A 20,805-nucleotide genomic window follows, 5' to 3' on the forward strand; every position below is an offset into this window, starting at 1 on the left:
GCATGCCCGAGACCACCGCACGGCTGCTCGCGGACGCCACACCGACAGCTCCCGCTCTCGTCCTGCGCCCCTGGACCCCCGGGGACGCCGCAGGACTGGCCGCACTGGGCCAGGACGAGGCCCTGCGGCGCTGGACGTCCTTCGCCGTCGACGACGAGACGAGCGCCGCACGGTGGCTGCACGAGCAGCAGCAGGGCTGGGAGCGGGGCCGCCGCTACGCGTTCGCCGTAGAGGAGGTCGAGCCCTCCGGCCCGCCCGGCCTGCCGGTCGGCCATGTCGTCCTCAAGGACATCGCCCCCGGCGCCGCGTCCGCCGAGGTCGGCTACTGGACAGCACCGCACGCACGCGGCCGGGGCATCGCCCCCCGCGCCCTGCACACCCTGACCGACTGGGCCTTCACCACCTTCGCCCCAGCCGGCCTGACCCGCCTCGAACTCCTGCACCAGGCCGACAACACGGCCTCCTGCCGAGTGGCGCACAAGAGCCACTACCCCCTGACGGGCACCCGCCCGGCACAGCCGCCGGAGCATCCGTCGGAGGGGCATGTGCATGCGCGGCACCTGGCAGAGCGCGCCGGTCGGCCCTCAGCCCGCTGAAGATCGTCTCCTGATCTTCGAGCCCAGCCATACCAGTGGGTCGTACTTGCGGTCGGCCGCTCGTTCCTTCAGGGGGATGAGGGCGTTGTCGGTGATCTTGATGCCCTCGGGGCAGACCTCCGTGCAGCACTTGGTGATGTTGCAGTAGCCCAGGCCGTGTTCGTCCTGGGCGGTGGTCTTGCGGTCCAGGCCGGATTCCGAGGCCGCGTCGAGGGGGTGCATGTCGAGTTCCGCCACCCGCATCAGGAAGCGGGGGCCCGCGAACGCCTGTTTGTTCTCCTCGTGGTCGCGGACGACATGGCATGTGTCCTGGCACAGGAAGCACTCGATGCACTTGCGGAACTCCTGCGAGCGGTCGACGTCCTCCTGCATCATGCGGTACTCGCCGGGCGCGACCCCGGCCGGCGGTACGAAGGCCGGGACCTCCCTGGCCTTCGTGTAGTTGAAGCCGACGTCGGTCACCAGGTCCCGGACGACCGGGAAGGCGCGCAGGGGTGTGACCGTGATCGTCTCCTCGCGGTCGAACACCGACATGCGCGTCATGCACATCAGCCGCGGCCGGCCGTTGATCTCCGCCGAGCAGGAACCGCACTTGCCCGCCTTGCAGTTCCAGCGCACGGCGAGATCGGGGGCCTGGGTGGCCTGGAGGCGGTGGATGATGTCGAGGACCACCTCGCCCTCGTTGACCTCGACCTTGAAGTCCTCCAGGCCGCCGCCCCCGGTATCGCCCCGCCACACCTTGAACCGGGCCTCGTAGCCGCTCACTCGTACAGCTCCTCTTCGGCCAGGTACTTCACCAGCTCCTCCTTGTCGAACAGGGCGAGCAGGTCCGCACGGACGGGTTCGGTGGTCTCGCTGGTGAGGGTGATCTGGCCGCGGACCGGGTCCGTCGCCGCCAGGCCGCCCGTCGGATCCGTGAGCGCGCACAGCAGGTTGATACGGCGCCACTTGCGGTCCATCCCCGGATGGTCCTCACGCGTGTGCCCGCCGCGCGACTCGGTGCGCTCCAGCGCGGCCCGCGCCACACACTCGCTGACCAGCAGCATGTTCCTCAGGTCCAGGGCGAGGTGCCAGCCCGGGTTGAACTGCCGGTGCCCCTCGACCCCGGCCCGGCGCGCCCGTACCCGCAGCTCGGCCAGCTTCTCCAGGGCCTGCTTCATCTCCGGCTCACGGCGGATGATGCCGACCAGGTCGTTCATCGTCTGCTGGAGCTCCTGGTGCAGGGTGTACGGGTTCTCCGGCGGGCCGTCCGAGGGCTCCTCGGTCTCCGCCTCGGCCGAGAAGGGGCGCAGCGCCTCCGCGGCGGCGGCGTCGATCTGGACGTCGTCCACGGGCGGGCGCGCCCCGGCCAGGCCGGTCGCGTACTCGGCCGCGTGCCAGCCCGCCCGGCGCCCGAACACCAGCAGGTCGGACAGCGAGTTGCCGCCGAGCCGGTTGGAGCCGTGCATGCCGCCGGCCACCTCACCGGCCGCGAACAGCCCCGGTACCCCGCGGGCCGCCGCCGTGTCGGACTCGACCGCGACCCCGCCCATCACGTAGTGGCAGGTGGGCCCGACCTCCATCGCCTCCGCCGTGATGTCGACGTCCGCCAGCTCCTTGAACTGGTGGTACATGGAGGGCAGCCGGCGCTTGATGACCTCGGCCGGCATCCGCGTCGACACGTCGAGGAACACGCCCCCGTGCGGCGAGCCGCGCCCCTCCTTCACCTCGGCGTTGATCGCCCGCGCGACCTCGTCGCGGGGGAGCAGCTCGGGGGGCCGCCGGTTGTTGTCCGGGTCGTCGTACCAGCGGTCGCCCTCGGCCTCCGTCTCGGCGTACTTCTCCTTGAAGACGTCGGGGATGTAGTCGAACATGAACCGCTTGCCGTCGGAGTTGCGCAGCACACCGCCGTCGCCGCGGACCGACTCGGTGACGAGGATGCCCTTCACCGACGGCGGCCAGACCATGCCGGTCGGGTGGAACTGCACGAACTCCATGTTCAGCAGGGGAGCGCCCGCGAGGAGCGCCAGCGCGTGGCCGTCGCCCGTGTACTCCCACGAGTTCGACGTCACCTTGAAGGACTTGCCGATACCGCCCGTCGCGATCACGACGGAGGGTGCTTCGAGGACGAAGAAACGGCCAGACTCGCGCTCGTAGGCGAAGACCCCGGAGACCTGGCCGCCCGCGGTCTTCAGCACGCGCGTGACCGTGCACTCCTGGAAGACCTTCAGCCGGGACTCGTAGTCGCCGGTCTCCTTGAAGTCCTCCTGCTGGAGCTGGACGATCTTCTGCTGGAGGGTGCGGATCAGCTCCAGGCCCGTGCGGTCGCCGACGTGGGCGAGGCGCGGGTACTCGTGGCCGCCGAAGTTGCGCTGGGAGATCCGCCCGTCCTTGGTGCGGTCGAACAGCGCGCCCCAGGTCTCCAGCTCCCACACCCGCTGCGGCGCCTCCTGCGCGTGCAGCTCCGCCATTCGCCACTGGTTGAGGAACTTGCCGCCGCGCATGGTGTCGCGGAAGTGGGTCTGCCAGGTGTCGTTCTCGTTGGCGTTGGCCATCGCCGCGGCGATGCCGCCCTCGGCCATCACGGTGTGGGCCTTGCCGAACAGCGACTTGCAGATCACGGCCGTACGGGCGCCCCGCTCACGGGCCTCGATGGCGGCGCGCAGCCCGGCACCGCCCGCGCCCACCACGACGACGTCCCACTCCTGCCGGTCGACCACGGACATCAGTACGCACCCCTCATCAGAAGAACCGCGGATCGTCGAAGGCGCCGGACGCGACCAGATAGACGTAGAAGTCGGCGAGCGCCACGCTCACCAGCGACGCCCAGGCGAGCTGCATGTGCCGGGCGTTGAGCTTCCCGGCCCACTGCCACATCCGGTAGCGCACGGGATGCTTCGAGAAGTGCTTGAGCTTGCCGCCGACGATGTGCCGGCAGGAGTGGCAGGAGATCGTGTACGCCCAGATCAGCACGATGTTGACGAGGAACACGAGGGTGCCGAGGCCCATGTGGCCCCACTGGTAGTTCTCGTCGCGGAAGGCGAGCACGGTGTCGTACGTGAGGATCCCGGCGACGGCGATCGCGGCGTAGAAGAAGTACCGGTGGATGTTCTGCAGGATCAGCGGGAAGCGGGTCTCGCCGGTGTACTTCTTGTGCGGCTCGGCCACCGCGCAGGCCGGCGGGGACGCCCAGAAGCCCCGGTAGTAGGCCTTGCGGTAGTAGTAGCAGGTCAGCCGGAAGCCGAGCGGGAAGATCAGGATGATGATGGCGGGCGAGATGCCCCACCAGCTGCCGAAGATCTCCCAGTTCGGGCCGGCCTTCATCGGCTCGCAGCGCTCCGCCAGGCAGGGGGAGTAGAAGGGCGAGACGTACGGCGCCGCGTAGTAGTGGGCGTCGGCGAAGGCCCGCCAGGTCGAGTAGACGATGAAGGCCAGCAGGCCGGCGGCCGTGCCGGCCGGGGCCAGCCACCACCGGTCGGTGCGCAGGTGCGGGGCGGAGATGGCGGCGCGCGTACCCGCCCGTACACCGCCGCTTCTGGGTTGGGGTTCGGTGGCGGGAGGTTCCGTACCAGTGGCCACGTGACGACTCCGGTCGGGTTCGGGGGAGGTGCCGGTCGCGCTCGACTCAGCCCCGGATCAGGGAGCGCGCCGGTCCCGGGCGCCGAGACCCTCGTCGTCCGAGTCGCGCCACAGGGCGGAGTCGTACGGCGCGTCCGAGATGGTGACGAGCTCGGGGCGCTTCGGTGCGGCCGGCGAGGCGGCGGCGTCGCGCAGCAGGGCGACGCTCTCGCGCAGATGGTTGGCGTCGGCACGGACGCGGCGCATCTCCAGGCCGCCGGTGCCGAGCTGCTTCTCCAGGCGCCCCACCGACCGGAGCAGGTCGTCGAGGCTGCGCTGGACTGACGTCAGTTCGTCGTGAACGGACATGACTTGCCCTCACTTCCGCGGGTCCTTCGAGGCCCAAGGCGGCAACGTTCATGCGCCTGCGAGTGTTGCGCGTCACACCTTGTGCTGTGAAGGGATGTGCATCGATTGGCCGAGGCGCATGGGTGTGCTTTTGCCGTGTATTGCTCCGCACGGGTGACTCTCCGACCGTGACCGCCGTGTCGCCCTGTGTTGCCGAACCCTTTCCTCTTCAGTGGGCCGCATACATCAGATGAAATCCAAATACCGCCAAAAGTGATCATAACGCCCTCGGCTTTCCGGAGGTAGCACAGATGTCCCAGCACGCCGTCGGCCCGCGTGCGGTCTCGCGCTCGGTCGCCTTCCTCCTCACCGCGGGAGTGCTCGCGGTGCCCGCGCTCGCCGGATGCGGCTCCGAGGACCCGGCGGGCAAGCCGCTCGCCGGGCAGGACATCCAGCCCGCCGCACGCGACCGGATCACCGACGGCGGCACCCTGCGCTGGGCCGTCGACTCCGTGCCCGACACCCTGAACACCTTCCAGTCGGACGCCGACGCCACCACCAACCGCGTGGCCCAGGCCGTCCTGCCCTCGATGTTCCGGATGAACGCCGACGGCCGCCCGGAGCGCAATCCCGCCTACCTGGAGTCCGCCAAGGTCGTCGAGACGGAGCCCAAGCAGGTCGTCCTGTACAAGCTCGACCAGCAGGCCGTCTGGAGCGACGGCCGGGAGATCGGCGCCGCCGACTTCGCCGCCCAGTGGCGCGCCCTGTCCGGCAAGGACACCGCCTACTGGACCGCCCGCAACGCCGGCTACGACCGCATCCAGAAGATCGAGCGCGGGGACAACGCCCTGGAGGTCCGGGTCACCTTCAGCCGGACCTACGCCGACTGGCGCTCCCTGTTCTCGCCGCTGTACCCGAAGGACGTCATGGGCACCCCGGACTCCTTCAACGACGGGGCACGCAAGAAGCTGAAGGTCACCGCCGGACCCTTCATGGTGAAGAAGCTCAGCCGCAAGAACGAGGAGATCACCCTCACCCGCAATCCGCGCTGGTGGGGACGTCCGGCCAAGCTCTCCGAGATCGTGCTGCGCACGGTGCCGCGCGACAAGCGGGCCAAGGAGCTGGCCGCCGGCACCCTCGACCTGGCCGAGATCGCCCCCTCCGAGGCCCGCCGCATCACCGTCGCCGCCCGCCCCCGGGGCTCCAGCAGCCCGGTCATGGGCCCCGAGGCGGACCAGAAGCCGCGCAAGAAGGCCGCCAGGCACGCCCGGCAGCAGCAGGCCCTGCGCGGCTTCGAGGTGCGCAAGTCCCTGGAGCCGGCCTTCACCCAGCTCGCCCTGAACGGCGCCGAGGGGCCGCTCGCCGACGAGCGTGTCCGCAGGGCGGTCGCCCGCGCCCTGGACCGCGAGGAACTGGCCGAGGCCGTGCTGAAGCCCCTCGGACTGCCCGCCGTACCGGTCGGCAGCCACCTCGCCCTGTCCGGCCAGGCCGCCTACGCCGACAACAGCGGCGCCCTCGGCGGCCAGGACACCAAGGAGGCCCAGGCGCTGCTCGCGGACGCCGGGTGGGTGCGGGGCGGCCCGATCAAGGAACAGAAGAAGAAGGGGGAGAAGGCGGCCGGAGCCGAGGGCGAGAAGGCCGGGAAGTCCTCCGAGGACGAGTCCGGGAACGACGACGGCGAGTACATCGTCGGCTCGGACGGCAAGGCGCTCCGCGACGAGGACCCGGACCACCTCGCCCAGGACGGCAAGCAGTACAAGCAGCCGCACCAGGGCGGCGTCCCCGGCGCGTACGCCCCCATGGGCACCGCCGCCCCGGCCGGCCGCGAGGCCGCCCCGCTCGCCAAGAACGGCAAGCCGCTCACCCTCCGCTTCGTGCTCCCCTCCGGGCCCGGTTCCCAGACGCTGCGCACGGTGGCCGACCGCATCGCCCGCATGCTGGAGCGCGTCGGCATCGGCACGGAGATCTCCAAGGTCTCCGACGAGTCCTACTTCAAGGACCACATCGCGTCCGGCCAGTACGACCTCGCCCTGTACTCCTGGCCCGCCTCCGCCTTCCCCGCCACCGACGCCCGGCCCGTCTACGCCAAGCCCGTCCCGGCCGCCGACGGTTCGCTGAACGTCGAGCAGAACTACACCCGCGTCGGCACCGACCAGGTCGACCAGCTCTTCGACCAGGCCGTGGCCACCCTCGACGAGGGCGAGTCCCGCTCCCTGATCCGCAAGGCGGACTCCCGCATCTGGGCCGCGGCCGGCTCGATCCCCCTCTTCCAGCGCCCCCAGCTCATCGCCGCCCGCAAGAACCTGGTCAACACCGGCGCCTTCGGCCTCGGCGCGCCGGTCTACGAGGACATGGGCTTCCTGAAGAAGGGCCTGAAGCCGGCCGCAGGCCCGTCGGCGAAGGGCTCCGCCACCCCGTAGCTCCCTTGCCGTCCGCCCCGGGCGCCCGCACCATGAACGCGACAGTGATCATGGTGCGGGCGCCCGGGGCGTCCGCACACGGGGGACGGGAGCCGGCGTATGCGCGGCACGGTGCGGCTGACCTGCGCGGCGGGGCTGGTCGTCGGGGCTCTGACGACGGGGCTGACGGCATGCGTGGGGGAGCCGGGCGGCGGCGGGGCGGACAAGGCCGAGGCCTGTGCGGACGGTGCGTACGCGTGGTCCGGTGTCCGGCGGGAGCAGCGGCTGACCGCGCTGTCCGGCCCGATCAGGTTCAAGGAGAGGACCGCCACCTACAGCGCCCTCCTCAAGCCCCTCGGCGACACCGTGTACCGGCCCTCGGTGACCGGTAGGCCCGAGGGGGCCGACATCGCCGGCGTGATCAAGGCCCTGGGCAGGCACCTGAAGGTCGACGAGCCGCTCGCGGGTCCGTCCGAGACGGAACGGCCGGCGCAGGACCACTTCTTCGAGTCGGCGACCGGCGAGCACCTGGGCGCGTACTACGCCTGGGCGTCGATCGACCTGGTCGAGGCCGACTTCACCCACACCTGCGGCGACGGGGAGCCGGCCAAGGGGCATGTGCGGACCTGGGAAGGCACCGGCGCCGGTTTCCTGCCCTGTTCGATGCCCTCGGACGAAGAAGCCGGCCGCCTCGCCGCCCAGCGGACCTGCCCTGCCGGATCCGAGGCCGCGAAGGAGGCCTGACCTGCATCGATGTATCCCGGCTAAGCCCTGCGGCCGCGCACCCGTACCATGGGGAGTGGCCGTGGCATGTTGAGCCCGGCAGGGCCCGCGCACCGCAGACGTCCGCGCAGGGCATTCCTCATACTCCGGGAGAACGCCGCAATATGGCCACGCGCCACGACATCCGCAACGTCGCTATCGTCGCCCACGTCGACCACGGCAAGACCACCATCGTCGACGGCATGCTGAAGCAGGCCGGCGCCTTCGCCGCGCACCAGCTCGAAGGCGTCGACGACCGCATGATGGACTCGAACGACCTGGAGCGTGAGAAGGGCATCACGATCCTGGCCAAGAACACGGCGGTGAAGTACCACCCGAAGGACGGGGGGGACGTCATCACCATCAACATCATCGACACCCCCGGTCACGCCGACTTCGGCGGCGAGGTCGAGCGCGGTCTGTCGATGGTCGACGGTGTCGTGCTGCTCGTGGACGCCTCCGAGGGCCCCCTCCCGCAGACCCGCTTCGTGCTGCGCAAGGCGCTCCAGCAGCGGCTGCCCGTCATCCTGTGCATCAACAAGACGGACCGCCCGGACTCCCGGATCGACGAGGTCGTCAACGAGACCTACGACCTCTTCCTCGACCTGGACGCCGACGAGGAGCAGATCGAGTTCCCGATCGTCTACGCCTGCGGCCGCGACGGCATCGCCTCGCTGACCAAGCCGGAGAACGGTACGGTCCCCGCCGACTCCACCAGCCTGGAGCCGTTCTTCTCCACGATCCTGGAGCACATCCCGGCGCCGACGTACGACGAGGCCGCCCCGCTCCAGGCCCACGTCACCAACCTGGACGCCGACAACTTCCTCGGCCGTATCGCGCTGCTCCGCGTCGAGCAGGGCGAGCTGCGCAAGGGCCAGACGGTCGCGTGGATGAAGCGCGACGGGTCCGTCAGCAACGTCCGCATCTCCGAGCTGATGATGACCGAGGCGCTCACCCGCAAGCCGGCGGAGAAGGCGGGCCCCGGTGACATCTGTGCCGTGGCCGGTATCCCGGACATCATGATCGGCGAGACCCTGGCCGACCCGGAGAACCCGGTCGCGCTGCCGCTGATCACGGTCGACGAGCCCGCGATCTCCATGGTCATCGGCACCAACACCTCCCCGCTGGTCGGCCGTGGCGCCACCGGCAAGGGCGCCGACAACAAGGGCGCGGTCAAGGACCGCAAGGTCACCGCCCGCCAGGTCAAGGACCGCCTCGACCGCGAGCTGATCGGTAACGTCAGCCTCCGCGTGCTGGACACCGAGCGCCCCGACGCCTGGGAGGTCCAGGGCCGCGGCGAGCTGGCCCTCGCGATCCTCGTCGAGACCATGCGCCGGGAAGGCTTCGAGCTGACCATCGGCAAGCCGCAGGTCGTCACCAAGGACGTCGACGGCAAGACGTACGAGCCCGTCGAGCGGATGACGATCGACGTGCCCGAGGAGCACATGGGCGCGGTCACGCAGCTCATGGGTGTCCGCAAGGGCCGCATGGACAACATGTCCAACCACGGCTCCGGCTGGGTCCGCATGGAGTTCGTCGTCCCCTCCCGCGGGCTCATCGGCTTCCGGACCGAGTTCCTGACGCAGACCCGCGGCACGGGCATCGGGCACTCCATCCACGAGGGCTTCGAGCCCTGGTTCGGCGCCCTCCAGACCCGTAACAACGGCTCCCTGGTCGCCGACCGCGCCGGTGCGGTCACCGCGTTCGCGATGACCAACCTCCAGGAGCGCGGCGTGCTCTTCACCGAGCCGGGCACCGAGGTGTACGAGGGCATGATCGTCGGCGAGAACTCCCGCGCCGACGACATGGACGTCAACATCACCAAGGAGAAGAAGCTCACCAACATGCGGTCGTCCACGGCCGACGTGACCGAGTCGATCGTTCCGCCGCGCAAGCTGTCGCTGGAGCAGTCCCTGGAGTTCTGCCGCGACGACGAGTGCGTCGAGGTCACCCCGGAGGCCGTGCGCATCCGCAAGGTGAACCTGGACGCCCGCGAGCGCGCCCGCGCCGCGAGCCGCGCCAAGCACGGCTGACGCCTCCCGCCGAACGACGACGCCGGGCACCCCGCGACGCGGGGTGCCCGGCGTCGTCGTGAAGAAGAGGTGACGCGAAGGGAAGGGTGAGGGAAAACCCTCGATTTGGCGGCGAAGGCCGTCCGGCACGCCCCGCTCCCACTAGCCTGTCGCGAAGGTGCTTCACCCTGCCCGGATTCGGTGCCGTACAACGGCCCGGCGGTGGAGGCCTTTTGAGAGGGCGACAGCTGCCCGGGGCACCCTGCACGGCAGTCACGGGAGCCGCAACCCGTTTATCTCATTCTCGCGTCCGGAATGCGGACACCTGCCACCGATAGATGTGTAACAAGTCCGTTTCGCAGGGATCTTTCACCAAACCCTTTGTCCGGATTTTGGAAGATGTATACGCGAGCTGTGATCGAACCGAGACCTCGAGGGTGTGGTTCGGTCCCAGTGTTTGGCAGATAGTTAGGCGCGTAGAGCTCGGATGTACGGGTCAGTAGCCGGCAGCGGCGCGACTCACGAGCGCGGGGGCACTCGACGAATTCCGGCACCGGCGACGGGCGGGGGCCGTGATGTGTCGTGTGCTCCCTTCGCGGTGAACCAATGACTTCATAGGAGGAACCCATGCGCGGTGCCAAGAGCGCCAAGTGGGTCGCGGGGGCGATAGTCGTCGCTCTGGCCGCCACTGCCTGCGGCGGCGACAGTGATGGTGAGGGAAAGAGCAAGGGTTCCGGACCTGCCGGCTATGTGTCGATCGACGTCGGCGAGCCGCAGAAGCCGCTCGTCCCGGCCGACACCAACGAGACCAACGGCTCGTACGTCATCCAGGCGCTCTTCACCCAGCTGCTGGACTTCGACGCCAAGGGCAACATCGTCTACACGAACGCCGAGTCGGTCACCACCAAGGACTCGAAGACGTGGACGGTCAAGCTCAAGAAGGGCTGGAAGTTCCACAACGGCGAGGAAGTCACCTCCAAGTCGTACATCGACGCTTGGAACTGGTACGCCAACATCAAGAACAACCAGCAGAACTCCTTCTGGTTCCAGGACATCAAGGGCTACGACGACGTCCACCCGGAGAAGGGTGACCCGAAGGCCGACGCGATGTCCGGTCTGAAGGCTGTGGACGACCACACCTTCACCATCGAGCTGAAGTACTCGATGCCGTACTTCAACTACAAGCTGGGCTACTACACGTTCGCCCCGCTTCCCAAGGCCTTCTACGACGACCCGAAGGCCTTCGGTCAGAAGCCGGTCGGCAACGGCCCCTACACCTTCGAGAGGTGGGACCACAAGAAGCTCATCCAGGTCAAGGCCTGGGACGGCTACAAGGGCCCGAACAAGGCGAAGAACAAGGGCGTCCAGTTCAAGAACTACACGACGGTCGAAGCGGCCTACAAGGACGTCGTCTCCGGCAACCTGGACATGATCCGCCAGGTCGGCCCGACGGACCTGCCGAAGTACAAGCAGGACCTCGGCGACGGCGCCATCGAGCAGCCGTACGCGGCCATCCAGACGCTGACCCCGGCGTTCTACTCCAAGACCTTCAAGGACATCGACCCGAAGGTCCTGCAGGGCCTGTCGATGGCGATCGACCGCGACACGATCACCAAGACGGTCCTGAACAACACCCGTACGCCGGCCAAGTCCTTCACGCCGCCCGGCGTCAAGGGCAACCAGAACCTGGACACCGACGTGTTCACGTACAACCCGGCGAAGGCCAAGAAGCTCGTCCAGGAGGGCGGCGGTGTCCCGGGCAACAAGTTCACCGTCCAGTACAACGCCGACGGTGGACACAAGGAGTGGGTGACCGCGGTCTGCGAGTCCATTCGCAAGGCCACCGGTGTCGAGTGCACCGGTGACCCCAAGCCGGACTTCGCCACGGACCTCGAGGCCCGTGACAACGACCAGGTGAAGGGCATGTACCGCGGTGGCTGGGTCGCCGACTACCCGGTCAACGCCAACTTCATGAAGGAGCTGTACCACACCACCGCCGAGGCCAACAACGGCCGCTTCTCCAACAAGGAGATCGACGGGCTGATGGGCAAGGCCGACAACGCCAAGTCCCTCGAAGAGTCGGTGAAGGCCTTCCAGGAGGTCGAGAAGAAGCTGGTCGAGCACATGCCGGCCATCCCGCTCTGGTACTACCGCATCAACGGCGGCCACGGTAAGAACGTCGACAACGTCAACGTCGACTTCCACGGTGACCTCGAGGTGTGGGGCGTCACCACCAAGTAAGAGGGCCTTCAGGACCTCTTCCCCCTCGGCCGTAAACCCGCCGCCGCTCCGGTGGCGGTGGGAGGTGCATGGGGGTCGTCTCCTCACCAGGAGGCGGCCCCCGCACCTGCGTTAACCCCTCACGGAGGCACCTATGGGGCGCTATGTCGCACGGCGACTGCTCCAGATGATCCCGGTGTTCATCGGGTCAACCTTGATCATCTTCTGCATGATGTACGCCCTGCCCGGCGATCCCGTCCGGGCGATGATGGGGGATCAGGCGTACGACCCGACGGTGGTCGCGAGCATCAAGAAGGACCTCGGCCTCGACCAGCCGCTCCTTCAGCAGTACGTGAACTACATGGCCGGGCTGGTCCAGGGTGACTTCGGCACCCAGGTCGCCAGCAAGCAGCCCATCGCGGACATCATCGCCGGCGCGTTCCCGGTGACCCTGCGGCTGACGCTCTTCGCCTTCACCTTCGTCACTCTCGTGGGCGTCGGCCTCGGTGTCGTCGCCGGCCTGCGCCCCGACACGCTGCGGGACCGCGGACTGCTGACGCTGACGCTGGTCCTCGTCTCGATGCCGTCCTTCGTGCTGGGCTTCCTGCTGCAGTACCTGTTCGCGTTCAAGTGGCAGGTCACCACGCCCACCGTGACCGACACGACGGACTTCGGCCAGCTCGCGCTCCCCGCCATGGTGCTGGCGTCGCTCTCCCTCGCCTACGTCGCCCGGTTGACCCGCACGTCGATCGCCGAGAACCTGCGGTCCGACTACATGCGCACCGCCGTGGCCAAGGGGCTGCCGCGCCGCCGTGTCATCGGTGTCCACCTGATGCGCAACTCGCTGATCCCGGTGGTCACCTTCCTCGGTATCGAGATCGGCAGCCTGATGACCGGAGCCATCGTGACCGAGGGCATCTTCAACGTGCGGGGTGTCGGCTTCGAGGTCTACGAGGCGCTCACCCGGCGGGAGGGCGCCACGGTGGTGGGTATCGCCTCGCTGCTTGTGCTCATCTACCTCGCCGCCAGCCTGATCGTCGACCTGCTCTACGCGGTCCTGGACCCGAGGATCCGGTATGCCTGACAAGACCGTTGAGAAGAAGGTCGATGCCCTTCCCGGCGACACCGTGAGCACCGCCGGTGTCGTCGTGGCCGACGCGGGCCCCGCTCCCGAGAAGGCCCGCAGCCTCTGGTCCGACGCCTGGCACGACCTGCGGCGCAACCCGCTGTTCCTGGTCTCGGGCGTGCTGATCGTGTTCCTCCTGGTGATGGCCGTCTGGCCGGGACTGTTCACCAGCGCCTCCCCGCGCGACGCCGACCTGGCCAAGCACTACCTGGGCAAGCCGAACTGGGGGCACGTCTTCGCCGCGGACTGGTTCGGCTACGACGTCCAGGGGCGCTCCATCTACGCCCGTGTCGTCTACGGCGCCCGCGCCTCGATCAGCGTCGGAGTGGGTGTCACCCTGGCCGTCACCGTCATCGGCACGGTCATCGGCATGATCGCCGGCTACTTCGGCGGCTGGACCGACAGCCTGCTCTCGCGGATGACAGACGTCTTCCTCGGCATCCCGTTCCTGCTCGGCGCCTTGGTGGTGCTCAACTCCTTCGAGGAGCGCACCGTCCTGGTCGTCATCCTGGCCCTCGCCTTCCTCGGCTGGACCCAGATCGCCCGCGTCGCCCGCGGTGCTGTGATCACCATCAAGCAGGCGGACTACGTGGTGGCCGCCAAGGCACTCGGCGCGTCGACGACCCGGATCCTGTTCCGGCACATCCTGCCCAACGCGCTCGCACCCATCATCGTCGTGGCGACCATCGCGCTCGGCGGCTACATCGCGGCCGAGGCGACCCTGTCCTTCCTGGGCGTGGGCCTCGGTGACACGGCGGTGTCCTGGGGCGGCGACGTGGCGCGTGGACGTGAGCAGCTCCGTATCGCCCCCCACACCCTGATCATCCCGTCGGTGATGGTCTCGATCACGGTGCTCTCGTTCCTGATGTTCGGCGATGCTGTACGCAACGCCCTCGACCCCAAGCTGCGCTGAGGGAGGCGTACGTGACCATCATCGATGAAGTGGCCGGGAGTCCCGCGCCCGACGGCGCGGAAGGCGCGGGCCGTCCGCTGCTCGAAGTCCGCGACCTGCACGTGGAGTTCCGCACCCGCGACGGCGTCGCCAAGGCCGTCAACGGCGTCAACTATTCCGTCGCCGCGGGCGAGACGCTGGCCGTGCTCGGCGAGTCCGGCTCCGGCAAGTCCGTGACCGCGCAGGCGATCATGGGCATCCTCGACATGCCGCCCGGCCGCATCCCCAAGGGGGAGATCCTCTTCCGCGGCCAGGACATGCTGAAGATGTCCGGCGAGGAGCGGCGCAAGATCCGCGGCAGCAAGATCGCGATGATCTTCCAGGACGCGCTGTCCTCACTGAACCCGGTGCTCTCCGTGGGCTACCAGCTCAGCGAGATGTTCCGCGTCCACCAGGGCATGTCCAAGAAGGACGCCAAGGCCAAGTCCATCGAGCTGATGGACCGGGTGAAGATCCCGGCCGCCGCGGCCCGGGTGAACGACTACCCGCACCAGTTCTCCGGCGGTATGCGCCAGCGCATCATGATCGCGATGGCGCTCGCCCTGGAGCCGGACCTGATCATCGCCGACGAGCCGACCACGGCCCTCGACGTCACGGTCCAGGCCCAGGTCATGGACCTGCTCGCGGAGCTGCAGCGCGAGTACAACATGGGCCTCATCCTGATCACCCACGACCTCGGCGTCGTCGCGGACGTCGCGGACAAGATCGCGGTGATGTACGCGGGCCGGATCGTGGAGACCGCCCCGGTGCACGAGCTGTACAAGCGGCCCGCGCACCCGTACACCAAGGGTCTGCTGGACTCGATCCCGCGCCTGGACCAGAAGGGCCAGGAGCTGTACGCGATCAAGGGGCTGCCGCCCAACCTGCTGCGCATCCCGACCGGTTGCGCCTTCAACCCGCGCTGCCCCCAGGCCCAGGACATCTGCCGTACGGACGTTCCGGTACTGCACCCGGTCGCCGAGCAGGACGGCACCGAGCTGGCCGGCCGCGGATCGGCCTGCCACTTCTGGAAGGAGACGATCCATGGCTGAGCTCAGCAAGACCGACGAGCCGCAGGACGCCACGCCGAACGTCTCCGAGGTCGAGGTGGTCGACGCCCACTCGGAGTCGGAGGCGGTCGCGGCCATCGAGGCGCCGGTCGAGCGGGGCGAGCCGATCCTCCAGGTGCGCAACCTGGTGAAGCACTTCCCGCTCACCCAGGGCATCCTCTTCAAGAAGCAGGTCGGGGCGGTCAAGGCGGTCGACGGCATCTCCTTCGACCTCTACCAGGGCGAGACCCTCGGCATCGTGGGCGAGTCCGGCTGTGGCAAGTCCACCGTCGCCAAGCTGCTGATGATGCTGGAGAAGGCGACCGCGGGCGAGATCTTCTACAAGGGCCAGGACATCACCAAGCTGTCCGGGCGTGCGCTGAAGGCGGTGCGCCGGAACATCCAGATGGTGTTCCAGGACCCGTACACCTCGCTCAACCCCCGTATGACGGTGGGCGACATCATCGGGGAGACCTTCGAGATCCACCCCGAGGTGGCGCCGAAGGGCGACCGCCGCCGCAAGGTCCAGGACCTCCTGGACGTCGTCGGCCTCAACCCCGAGTACATCAACCGCTATCCGCACCAGTTCTCGGGCGGTCAGCGCCAGCGCATCGGCATCGCCCGCGGCCTCGCGCTCAACCCCGAGATCATCATCTGCGACGAGCCGGTCTCCGCACTGGACGTGTCCGTCCAGGCGCAGGTCATCAACCTGATGGAGAAGCTCCAGGACGAGTTCAACCTCTCCTACCTCTTCATCGCGCACGACCTGTCGATCGTCCGGCACATCTCGGACCGGGTCGGGGTCATGTACCTCGGCAAGATGGCCGAGATCGGCACCGACGAGCAGATCTACGACCACCCGACGCACCCCTACACCCAGGCGCTGCTGTCGGCGGTCCCGGTGCCGGACCCGGAGGCCCGTGAGGGCCGCGAGCGGATCATCCTGACCGGCGACGTGCCGTCCCCGGCCAACCCGCCCTCCGGCTGCCGGTTCCGCACCCGCTGCTGGAAGGCGCAGGACAGGTGTGCCGAGGAGGTGCCGCTGCTGGCGGTCCCCCAGCGCTTCGAGGGCGCGGACACCCCGGCGGCGCACGAGTCGGCCTGCCACTTCGCGGAGGAGAAGGACGTGGTCCACGCGGCCTGACGGCCACGTATGACGTCCCTTCCGGTTCCCGGTGCCTTCAGACGAGGGCGCCGGGAACCGGTGCTTTCGGCCCGGCTGCGGGCATGCGCCCTGCGGCGAGCCGGGCATGACCGCATGGCCGGGCCGACGGCAGCCCAAGTACCCACAAACCCCCGCGAACTCCGTTAACACGCAAGCAACTTCACCGACCCGGTCCCGATATACGGACGCGTCAGGCTGAACGGTGTACGGCCGTGCGGGTGCCGTAAGCGGGCCGGGGCGCGCCATGTCGCCCCGGCCCGTTGCCGTGCTCAGGCGGAACGGTCGATGCCCAGGGAGCGCTTGAGGAAGTCCACCTGGAGGAGGAGCAGGTTCTCCGCGACCTGTTCCTGCGGGGTCATGTGCGTGACCCCGGACAGCGGCAGGACCTCGTGCGGGCGGCCGGCGGCCAGGAGGGCCGAGGAGAGACGCAGGGCGTGGGCCACGACCACGTTGTCGTCGGCGAGGCCGTGCACGACCATCAGGGGGCGGTGCGGCTCGGCGGGGGAGGACAGTCCGTCGGCGGTCACCAGGGAGCTGCCCGCGTACGACTCCGGGTGCTCCGCCGGGGTCCCCAGGTAGCGCTCGGTGTAGTGGGTGTCGTAGAGGCTCCAGTCCGTCACGGGCGCGCCGGCGATGCCCGCGTGGAAGACGTCCGGGCGCCGCAGGACCGCCAGGCCCGCCAGATAGCCGCCGAAGGACCAGCCGCGGATCGCCACCCGGGAGAGGTCCAGGGGGTGGCGGGTCGCGAGGTCCTGGAGGGCCTCCACCTGGTCGTCCAGGGACAGGGCGAAGTCGTGGTGGATCGCCTTCTCCCAGGCGGGGGAGCGGCCCGGAGTGCCTCGCCCGTCCGCGACCACCACCGCGAAGCCCTGGTCCGCGAACCACTGCGAGGTGAGGTGCGGGTTGTGCGCGGCGACCACCCGCTGCCCGTGGGGGCCGCCATAGGGGTCCATGAGCACCGGCAGGGGGGTGTCACCGGCGTAGTCCCGAGGCATAAGCACGGCGCACGGGATGCGGCGTGCGCCCCCCTCGGTGAGCGTCACGCGGGGGGACATACCAGGGTCTTCCGCGTAAGAGGGGACAGTCGCCGTCGGTTTTCCGTCGCGCAGCACCTGCACCCGCACACCTGGCCGATTCAGCGTCGCCGAGACCAGAACCGTGACGTCCCCGGCCCGCACCGCCGAGTGCACGCCCGGCTCCTGGGACACCCGCTCCAGGCCCAGTTCGTTCACCCGGTACACATGCACCTGGCCCGTCTCCGCCTCGCCGGCCTCCTCGCCCGCCGACGCCGAGACCAGCACGTCGTCGTTGGCGACGTCCAGCACGGCCCGGACGTGCAACTGGGCTCCCGTGAGCGGCCGTTCCCCGACCGCCAGCACCCGCGCACCGCCCTCGTCGGCGATCCGGACCAGCTGCCCGGACGGGCTCCAGCGCGGCACCCCGGGGAAAAGATCAAGCCATGTTCGATCTTCGTCGGCGTGCACCATCCGCGTCGCGCCCGACTCCGGATCCACGGCCAGGATGAGCTGGCTGCGCTGGTCGCGCGCCTGTACGAGCAACAGCGGCGCGCCCGCCGCTGACCAGTGGACATGCGCCAGATACGGATACCGTGCCCGGTCCCAGGCGACCTCCGTGCGCACGCCGTCCAGGCCGGTCACGAACAGCCGCACCTCCGCGTTGCCGGTGCCCGCCGCCGGATACGCCACCCGCTGCGGCTCGCGCCCCGGATGCGCGGGATCGGAGATCCACCACCGCTCCACCGGTGTGTCGTCCACCCGCGCCACCAGCAGCCGGTCAGACTCCGGAGCCCACCAGAATCCGCGCGAACGCCCCATCTCCTCGGCCGCGATGAACTCGGCGAGCCCGAATGAGACATTCTCCGAATCCGGCTCGGCGAGCGCCCGGTCGCCGTCCCCCTCGGCGCCCACCACCCGCAGGGCGCCCTGCGCGACATAGGCGATGTGCCGCCCGTCGGGCGACGGACGCGGGTCGATCACCGGCCCCGGCGTGGCCAGTCCACGCGCCGTCCCGGCCCGCAGCTCGGCCACGAAGAGCCGCCCTGACAAGGCGAAAGAGGCCAACTCGACGGCCGAGTCCGTGGCGTACCCGACGATGCCGGCCCCGCCCTCGCGGCTGCGCTCACGCCGCGCCCGTTCCTCGGGCGACAGGTCCTCCGAGGCGCCGCCAAGCAGGGCGCGCGGGTCGGCGGCCACGCGCTCCGCGCCGTCCTCCGTGTCGAGGACCCACAGCGAACTCGCCCGGTCCGTACCGGAACCGGAGCGCAGGAAAACAACACGTGAACCGTCGGGCGCCACACTGAACGAACGCGGCGCGCCGAGCGTGAAGCGCTGCGTGCGGGCGTGCCGACGGGGGAAGGAGTCAGGCTCGGTCGTCATGCCCTGACCATATTGGCCATGCGCCCCCTTGTGCGGCAGTGCGCCGATCGATGCGCACGGACCGATAGTTATGATCAATGTCGCATAGTGGGTATGAACCTGCTGGCTGCTGTACGGATTTAATGCCCCCATAGTCCGACCCCCCGCGCCCTTGTGGATCTTTGGAGGTGAGCCGCCGTGGCACTCTCGATTTCGGCGGTGGTGCTGCTGGCGATCATCGTCTTCTTGCTCATCAAGAAGTCGGGACTGAAAGCCGGGCATGCGGTGGTGTGCATGCTGCTCGGCTTCTACCTCGCCTCGTCGACCGTCGCTCCCACGATCAGTGAGCTGACGACGAACATCGCGGGCATGATCGGCAGCATCAAGTTCTGACCGCGCCGAGGGAGCCGGAGGGTCAGCCCTCGACCGCGTACGGCACGAAGGTGCCCCACGCGGCGGAGGCGAAGGCCAGCCGGGGCCCCTCGACGTTCTTCGAGTCACGGACGTGGACGGTGCCGGGCTCGGTGGCGACCTCGACGCACGAGTCGCCCTCGCTGCCACTGCTGTAGCTGCTCTTGAACCACGCCAGGCTGGAGGGGTTCACGGACGAGGCCTTGCGGATCATGTCTCCCCCAGCAGTTGTTCGATGAAGGCGGCCGACTCACGCGGTGTGAGTGCCTGAGCCCGGATGATGCCATACCGGAGTTCCAGGATACGGAGTTGCCGCAGGTCGGAAACCGGTCGTCCGTTGGCCACTGCCGGTGAACGTCCGACCGCTGAACCGTCTTCGAACTTGAGCACCTCGATACTGCCGTCCACGCCGGCGTGCTCCTCGCGTTCGATCGGCATCACCTGAAGCTCGACGTTACGCAACTGCCCCGCTTCAAGCAGGTGTTCCAGCTGCCCGCGCAGGATGGCCCTCCCGCCAAGGGGCCGCCGAAGTGTCCACTCCTCCAGGACGAAGCTGAGGTCGGGTGCCGGGTCTCGTTCGAAGACCGCCTTGCGCGCTACGCGTGCGGCGATGAACCGCTCCACCTCCTCCGTCGAGTAGGCGGGTCGCCGCATGGAGAGGAGGGCACGCGCGCACCCCGGAGTCTGCAACAGGCCGTGGATGTGCAGCGGATCGTAGAGCTGAAGCTCCACCGCCCGCGCCTCCAGCTGCGCCAGATCCCGCACCTTCTTCGGGTACCTGACCTTCTTCACGTCCTCCTTCATCGCCGCGACAAGACCCCCGGCATCCAATGCCTTGTCCGCAGTGTCCAGATAGTCGGGCCGGGGAATCCGCTTGCCGCTCTCGATCTTGTAGACGAGGTCCTCGCCGTACCCGACCGCCGCCGCGAAGTCGCCGACCCGCAGCCCGGACGCTTCCCGGCGGAGCCTCAACTGCCGTCCCACCGTGGCGACCACGGCGACCGCCCATTCGTCGTCCGGGTCCACCTCCCCGCCCGGCTCGTCCGTCTGCTCCGTCTCACCGTTCACCGACATGCGTACACCTCCGTAGTGCGTCACGCCCTGCCTGTGGGAACAGCGTCGACAGTCCGGACAGCACCGGACAGACCTTGGACGGTTGCTCTACGTAACAGGGCAATCACGCATCACGGTAAAGCTGGTCGGCCACGCTGAGTGACATGAATCAGGAAACTCAGGAAATCGCCGGACCTGGGACCCGACCCGAACCCAGGGGCGAGGTCCGCGACTTCACCGTGCTGCTGTCTTCCACACCGCGCGGTGCTCGCCTCGCCCGTCTGCTCGCGGTGGACGCGCTCCGGAGCTGGGGGCTTCCGCACGAGAGGGCGAGCCATGTCGTCGCCGAACTGGCGGCCAACGCGGCAACCCACGGCCGTCTCCCCGGCCGCAGCTTCCGCCTGACGCTCCACGTGGTCGGCGCCACACTCCGCATCGAGGTCACCGACACACGCGGCGACCGGCTGCCCGCGCTCCGAGTGCCCGATGGCGTGGCCGAGTCGGGCCGGGGCCTGCTGCTCGTCGAGGCGCTGGCCGACCGCTGGGGAGTCACCGAAGGACGGTTCCCGCTCAAGATCGTCTGGGCCGAACTGAGCTTCCCGGCACCGGAACCCGCACCTTCACGCTCCGGTGCCGTCAGCGACTGAGGGACAAAGAACCGAGGGGGAGAAAGAACCCCGCCAAGCCCCACCCCTCCCGCCCGTGGCCCGCGCTCACTCGGGCGGGTGAACATCCCCGAACCGGCTGGATTTCCCGACCCCCGAGGCCCGACGCTCAGCGCAACGCACCACCACCACAACCGCAGACATGAAACGGCCCCC

The 20,805-nt window shown here is 69.1% G+C and carries 18 protein-coding genes; 11 read left to right on the forward strand and 7 right to left on the reverse strand.

The window, feature by feature from the left end:
* Nucleotides 1-2: 2 nt before the first annotated feature.
* Complete coding sequence (locus ACFZBT_RS07880) at nt 3-596, forward strand: GNAT family N-acetyltransferase (protein ID WP_391099709.1); 594 nt, start codon at nt 3-5, stop codon at nt 594-596.
* Here ACFZBT_RS07880 and ACFZBT_RS07885 read toward each other — a convergent pair.
* The 4 genes from ACFZBT_RS07885 to ACFZBT_RS07900 are packed head-to-tail and all read right to left on the reverse strand — an operon-like array spanning nt 585 to nt 4,502.
* Entirely contained in the window at nt 585-1,361 is a 777-nt protein-coding gene (locus ACFZBT_RS07885; RefSeq protein ID WP_391099712.1) for a succinate dehydrogenase/fumarate reductase iron-sulfur subunit, read from the reverse strand. The two genes, ACFZBT_RS07880 and ACFZBT_RS07885, sit on opposite strands and share 12 nt — an antisense overlap.
* Entirely contained in the window at nt 1,358-3,301 is a 1,944-nt protein-coding gene (locus ACFZBT_RS07890; RefSeq protein ID WP_391099714.1) for a fumarate reductase/succinate dehydrogenase flavoprotein subunit, read from the reverse strand. The genes ACFZBT_RS07885 and ACFZBT_RS07890 overlap by 4 nt, the downstream gene beginning before the upstream one ends.
* A 16-nt stretch (nt 3,302-3,317) precedes the next feature.
* Nucleotides 3,318-4,154: a hypothetical protein gene (locus tag ACFZBT_RS07895; protein WP_391099716.1), complete on the reverse strand. Its 837-nt coding sequence runs from the start codon at nt 4,152-4,154 to the stop codon at nt 3,318-3,320.
* Between the two features lie 57 nt (nt 4,155-4,211).
* A complete protein-coding gene (locus ACFZBT_RS07900) occupies nt 4,212-4,502 on the reverse strand; it encodes a hypothetical protein (protein ID WP_189723040.1) in 291 nt (96 codons plus the stop codon).
* A 290-nt stretch (nt 4,503-4,792) separates the two neighbouring features.
* Between ACFZBT_RS07900 and ACFZBT_RS07905 the strand changes: the two genes are divergently transcribed.
* The 8 genes from ACFZBT_RS07905 (at nt 4,793) to ACFZBT_RS07940 (ending at nt 16,124) form a co-directional block, all read left to right on the forward strand.
* Nucleotides 4,793-6,901, forward strand: a complete 2,109-nt coding sequence (locus ACFZBT_RS07905) for an ABC transporter substrate-binding protein (RefSeq protein WP_391099720.1) — start codon at nt 4,793-4,795, stop codon at nt 6,899-6,901.
* A 99-nt stretch (nt 6,902-7,000) separates the two neighbouring features.
* Nucleotides 7,001-7,624, forward strand: a complete 624-nt coding sequence (locus ACFZBT_RS07910) for a hypothetical protein (protein ID WP_391099723.1) — start codon at nt 7,001-7,003, stop codon at nt 7,622-7,624.
* A gap of 143 nt (nt 7,625-7,767) precedes the next feature.
* Nucleotides 7,768-9,675, forward strand: coding sequence for a translational GTPase TypA (typA, locus tag ACFZBT_RS07915; RefSeq protein WP_391099726.1), 1,908 nt, complete (start codon nt 7,768-7,770; stop codon nt 9,673-9,675).
* 606 nt (nt 9,676-10,281) lie between these two features.
* Nucleotides 10,282-11,895 (forward strand): ABC transporter substrate-binding protein, encoded by a 1,614-nt coding sequence (locus ACFZBT_RS07920; RefSeq protein WP_391099728.1) that lies wholly within the window; start codon nt 10,282-10,284, stop codon nt 11,893-11,895.
* Between the two features lie 133 nt (nt 11,896-12,028).
* Complete coding sequence (locus ACFZBT_RS07925) at nt 12,029-12,958, forward strand: ABC transporter permease subunit (protein WP_391099730.1); 930 nt, start codon at nt 12,029-12,031, stop codon at nt 12,956-12,958.
* On the forward strand, nt 12,951-13,913 hold the full coding sequence (locus tag ACFZBT_RS07930) for an ABC transporter permease subunit (RefSeq protein ID WP_391099732.1): 963 nt from the start codon (nt 12,951-12,953) through the stop codon (nt 13,911-13,913). Before ACFZBT_RS07925 ends, ACFZBT_RS07930 begins: the two co-directional genes overlap by 8 nt.
* Nucleotides 13,914-13,924: 11 nt before the next feature.
* Entirely contained in the window at nt 13,925-14,983 is a 1,059-nt protein-coding gene (locus ACFZBT_RS07935) for an oligopeptide/dipeptide ABC transporter ATP-binding protein (protein ID WP_391099734.1), read from the forward strand.
* Nucleotides 14,976-16,124: a dipeptide ABC transporter ATP-binding protein gene (locus ACFZBT_RS07940; protein WP_391099736.1), complete on the forward strand. Its 1,149-nt coding sequence runs from the start codon at nt 14,976-14,978 to the stop codon at nt 16,122-16,124. Before ACFZBT_RS07935 ends, ACFZBT_RS07940 begins: the two co-directional genes overlap by 8 nt.
* Before the next feature lie 290 nt (nt 16,125-16,414).
* On the opposite strand, the gene ACFZBT_RS07945 is transcribed toward ACFZBT_RS07940, so the two are convergent.
* Complete coding sequence (locus ACFZBT_RS07945) at nt 16,415-18,541, reverse strand: prolyl oligopeptidase family serine peptidase (protein WP_391099739.1); 2,127 nt, start codon at nt 18,539-18,541, stop codon at nt 16,415-16,417.
* Nucleotides 18,542-18,718: 177 nt separating this feature from the next.
* Here ACFZBT_RS07945 and ACFZBT_RS07950 point away from each other — a divergent pair, with 177 nt between their 5' ends.
* Entirely contained in the window at nt 18,719-18,913 is a 195-nt protein-coding gene (locus ACFZBT_RS07950; protein ID WP_019755516.1) for a hypothetical protein, read from the forward strand.
* 22 nt (nt 18,914-18,935) lie between these two features.
* Here the strand turns inward: ACFZBT_RS07950 and ACFZBT_RS07955 are convergent, their stop codons facing one another.
* Together ACFZBT_RS07955 and ACFZBT_RS07960 are read right to left on the reverse strand one after the other, a co-directional pair.
* Nucleotides 18,936-19,145 (reverse strand): DUF397 domain-containing protein, encoded by a 210-nt coding sequence (locus ACFZBT_RS07955; protein WP_391099741.1) that lies wholly within the window; start codon nt 19,143-19,145, stop codon nt 18,936-18,938.
* A complete protein-coding gene (locus ACFZBT_RS07960; RefSeq protein ID WP_391099743.1) occupies nt 19,142-20,005 on the reverse strand; it encodes a Scr1 family TA system antitoxin-like transcriptional regulator in 864 nt (287 codons plus the stop codon). The genes ACFZBT_RS07955 and ACFZBT_RS07960 overlap by 4 nt, the downstream gene beginning before the upstream one ends.
* Before the next feature lie 143 nt (nt 20,006-20,148).
* On the opposite strand from ACFZBT_RS07960, the gene ACFZBT_RS07965 reads away from it, so the two are divergent.
* Complete coding sequence (locus tag ACFZBT_RS07965; RefSeq protein ID WP_391099745.1) at nt 20,149-20,631, forward strand: ATP-binding protein; 483 nt, start codon at nt 20,149-20,151, stop codon at nt 20,629-20,631.
* The last annotated feature ends 174 nt before the right edge of the window (nt 20,632-20,805 follow it).

It is taken from the genome of Streptomyces sp. NPDC008137 (assembly GCF_042957035.1).
GTDB lineage: Bacteria > Actinomycetota > Actinomycetes > Streptomycetales > Streptomycetaceae > Streptomyces.